The sequence below is a fragment of the Pseudomonas sp. JV245A genome (assembly GCF_032424515.1).
In the GTDB taxonomy this organism is placed as follows: domain Bacteria; phylum Pseudomonadota; class Gammaproteobacteria; order Pseudomonadales; family Pseudomonadaceae; genus Aquipseudomonas; species Aquipseudomonas protegens.
Genome location: NZ_VYKE01000285.1, coordinates 1 through 3,485 on the forward strand (window position 1 = coordinate 1; position 3,485 = coordinate 3,485).

General features: G+C 65.8%; 3 protein-coding genes and 1 pseudogene. 3 read left to right on the top strand and 1 reads right to left on the bottom strand.

The annotated features are described in order from the left end of the window. The coding region (locus F6S12_RS30570) for a MarR family winged helix-turn-helix transcriptional regulator (protein ID WP_315869750.1) at positions 1-473 on the bottom strand (473 nt) is incomplete at its 3' end. Between the two features lie 208 nt (positions 474-681). On the opposite strand from F6S12_RS30570, the gene F6S12_RS30575 reads away from it, so the two are divergent. From F6S12_RS30575 to F6S12_RS30585, 3 genes and pseudogenes are all read left to right on the top strand, one after another. After that, positions 682-1,512 (top strand): p-hydroxycinnamoyl CoA hydratase/lyase, encoded by an 831-nt coding sequence (locus tag F6S12_RS30575; protein WP_053159124.1) that lies wholly within the window; start codon positions 682-684, stop codon positions 1,510-1,512. A 105-nt stretch (positions 1,513-1,617) separates the two neighbouring features. Beyond that, a complete protein-coding gene (locus F6S12_RS30580) occupies positions 1,618-3,066 on the top strand; it encodes an aldehyde dehydrogenase (protein WP_053159122.1) in 1,449 nt (482 codons plus the stop codon). Between the two features lie 147 nt (positions 3,067-3,213). After that, positions 3,214-3,485 (top strand): annotated as a pseudogene (locus F6S12_RS30585) (feruloyl-CoA synthase); the annotation flags it as partial.

Below are 3,485 nucleotides of genomic sequence, written 5' to 3' on the forward strand. Positions count from 1 at the left end.
TTCTTCAGCAGGCGCAGCAGCTCTTCGCGCTCCCCGGCGCTCAAGGCCGAGGTGGCGTCGACGTCGCTTTGCGCGGCGATCTGCTTGAGCTCCTTGAGCAGGGTTTCGCCGGTCTTGCTCAGAAAAATCCCGTAAGAGCGCTTGTCCGGCTTGCAGCGCACCCGCACCGCCAGCGCGCGGCTTTCCAGTTTATTGAGCAGGGGCACCACTTGCGGCGGCTCGATGGCGAGGGCGCGAGCCAGGTCGGCCTGCATCAGCCCCGGGTTGCTGTCGATGATCGCCAGGGCCGAGAACTGCGCGGGGCGCAGGTCGTGGGCCGAGAGCCGGCCGATCAGGTTCTGGAACAGCTTGAGTTGGGCGCGACGCATGGCGTAGCCAATCAGTTCGTCCAGCGCCGAATCCAGCGGCGCCTGAACCTCGGCGTTGGCGGGTGGGGCCTCGCGCGGGTCGGCGAGGGGAGCGGGCTTGGCCATGACAAAAACATCCTGGGTCGGTTAACAAGGCTATCCAGTTTGCCGGGGTCTGCCGCTGATAGCTACGTTTGCCTGTGCTGGCAGTGGCTGCAGAAGGATTTTATCCAGGGGCAGGGAAAATAGTTAATTCAATTAATAGTTAATTGACATAACTAATTTGTCGGTTTAATTTCGACCCATCTTCAAGCCAGAACAAGAGAGCATCGCCATGAGCAACTACGAAGGTCGCTGGACAACGGTCAAGGTCGAAATCGAAGAGGGCATTGCCTGGGTCATCCTCAATCGCCCGGAAAAGCGCAACGCCATGAGCCCGACCCTGAACCGGGAAATGATCGACGTGCTGGAAACCCTAGAGCAGGACCCGGCCGCCGGCGTGCTGGTGCTGACTGGCGCCGGTGAAGCCTGGACCGCCGGCATGGACCTCAAGGAGTACTTTCGCGAGGTGGATGCCGGCCCGGAGATTCTTCAGGAAAAAATCCGTCGCGAAGCCTCCCAGTGGCAGTGGAAAATGTTGCGCATGTACGCCAAGCCGACCATCGCCATGGTCAACGGCTGGTGCTTCGGTGGCGGCTTCAGCCCGCTGGTGGCCTGCGACCTGGCGATCTGCGCCGATGAGGCGACCTTCGGCCTCTCGGAAATCAACTGGGGCATCCCGCCGGGCAACCTGGTGAGCAAGGCGATGGCCGACACCGTCGGTCATCGCCAGTCGCTGTACTACATCATGACTGGCAAGACCTTTGGCGGGCAGAAAGCCGCCGAGATGGGCCTGGTCAATGAAAGCGTGCCCCTGGCGCAACTGCGTGAAGTCACGATCGAGCTGGCGCGCAATCTGCTGGAGAAAAACCCGGTGGTGCTGCGTGCCGCCAAGCACGGCTTCAAGCGTTGCCGCGAGCTGACCTGGGAGCAGAACGAAGACTACCTGTACGCCAAGCTCGATCAGTCGCGCCTTTTGGACACCGAAGGCGGCCGCGAGCAGGGCATGAAGCAGTTCCTCGACGACAAGAGCATCAAGCCCGGCCTGCAGGCGTATAAACGCTGAGCCCGGCCGGCGAACGGCGGGCACCTCCCGCTGTTCGCCGCGCCCCTGGCATTACTGTTACACCGCTGCGCTGCATTCCCGACAAAGACAACAAGAGGAATCACCATGCTGGACGTGCCCCTGCTGATCGGTGGCCAGTCGCGCCCCGCCGGCGACGGTCGAACCTTCGAACGCCGCAACCCGGTGACCGGCGCGGTGGTATCGCGCGTGGCCGCCGCGACCCTGGACGATGCCGACGCCGCCGTGGCCGCGGCCCAGGCCGCATTCCCCGCCTGGGCGGCCCTGGCCCCCAACGAACGCCGCAGCCGCCTGCTTAGGGCCGCCGAGCAATTGCAGGCCCGCAGCGAGGAATTCATCGCCGCCGCCGGCGAGACCGGGGCCATGGCCAACTGGTACGCCTTCAACGTGCGCCTGGCGGCCAACATGCTGCGTGAAGCAGCATCGATGACCACCCAGATCACCGGTGAAGTCATCCCTTCGGATGTCCCCGGCAGTTTCGCCATGGCCTTGCGCCAACCCTGTGGCGTGGTGCTGGGCATCGCCCCGTGGAACGCCCCGGTAATTCTCGCCACCCGGGCCATCGCCATGCCCCTGGCCTGTGGCAACAGCGTGGTGCTCAAGGCTTCCGAACTGAGCCCGGCGGTGCATCGCCTGATCGGCCAGGTGCTGCAGGACGCCGGCCTGGGCGATGGCGTGGTCAACGTCATCAGCAATGCCCCGGCCGATGCCGCGGCGATTGTCGAGCGCCTGATTGCCAACCCGGCGGTGCGCCGGGTCAACTTCACCGGTTCGACCCATGTCGGGCGGATTGTCGGCGAGCTTGCGGCGCGCCACCTCAAGCCGGCCTTGCTGGAGCTGGGCGGCAAGGCGCCGCTGCTGGTGCTGGACGATGCCGACCTGGACGCGGCCGTCGCGGCCGCGGCGTTTGGCGCCTACTTCAACCAGGGACAGATCTGCATGTCCACCGAGCGCCTGATCGTCGATGCCAAGGTGGCCGATGCCTTCGTCGCCAAGCTGGCGGCCAAGGTCGAGAGCCTGCGCGCCGGCGACCCGGCGGCCGCAGATTCGGTGCTCGGCTCGCTGGTGGATGCCAGCGCCGGGACACGCATCAAGGCGCTGATCGACGACGCCCTGGAGCAGGGCGCGCAGCGGGTGGTCGGCGGGCAACTGGACGGCAGCATTCTGCAGCCGACCCTGCTCGACGGCGTGACCGAGTCGATGCGCCTGTACCGCGAGGAGTCCTTCGGCCCGGTGGCGGTAGTACTGCGCGGCAACGGTGATGAAGAGCTGTTGCGCCTGGCCAACGATTCCGAGTTCGGCCTGTCGGCGGCGATTTTCAGCCGCGACACCGGGCGGGCCCTGGCCCTGGCGCAACGGGTCGAGTCGGGTATCTGCCATATCAACGGGCCCACCGTGCATGACGAGGCGCAGATGCCGTTTGGCGGCGTCAAGTCCAGCGGCTACGGCAGTTTTGGCGCCAAGGCCTCGATCGAACACTTCACCCAATTGCGCTGGGTCACCTTGCAGAACGGCCCGCGGCACTACCCGATCTGATCCGTCGCCACGGGCGCGGTGCCTTGAGCGCGCGGCCCGTGTGCAGGCCAGGCATAACAATAACAAGGCCGCAGCCACCGGCTGCCACGCTTGCCAGCCGTCGCCCTGCGTGCGCGGCGCAGGCGTGCCTTGATGGAGGACATGTACGTGAGTTGCCAATTCAGAGCGCCATCCCCACCCGCGGCCGAGCCGCCGCGTTACCGTCAGGTGTCCATTGGCCGGCCGGCAGTTGCCGTCAGTGAAGAGCAGGGCGTGCTGCATATGCGTTCCCTGGAACCCCTGGCGCCCTTGCCGCAGCGCTTGCTCGATCGTCTGTTGCACTGGGCCCGGGTGCGTCCCGAGCAGACCTTCATCGCCGCCCGCGAGGACGGCGGCGACTGGCGCCGGGTCAGCTACGGGCAGATGCTCGACAGCGTGCG

Excerpts from the sequence above, each read along its gene's own strand:
- F6S12_RS30580 (WP_053159122.1), top strand. The coding sequence starts at position 1,618 with ATGCTGGACGTGCCCCTGCTGATCGGTGGCCAGTCGCGCCCCGCCGGC.
- F6S12_RS30575 (WP_053159124.1), top strand. The coding sequence starts at position 682 with ATGAGCAACTACGAAGGTCGCTGGACAACGGTCAAGGTCGAAATCGAA.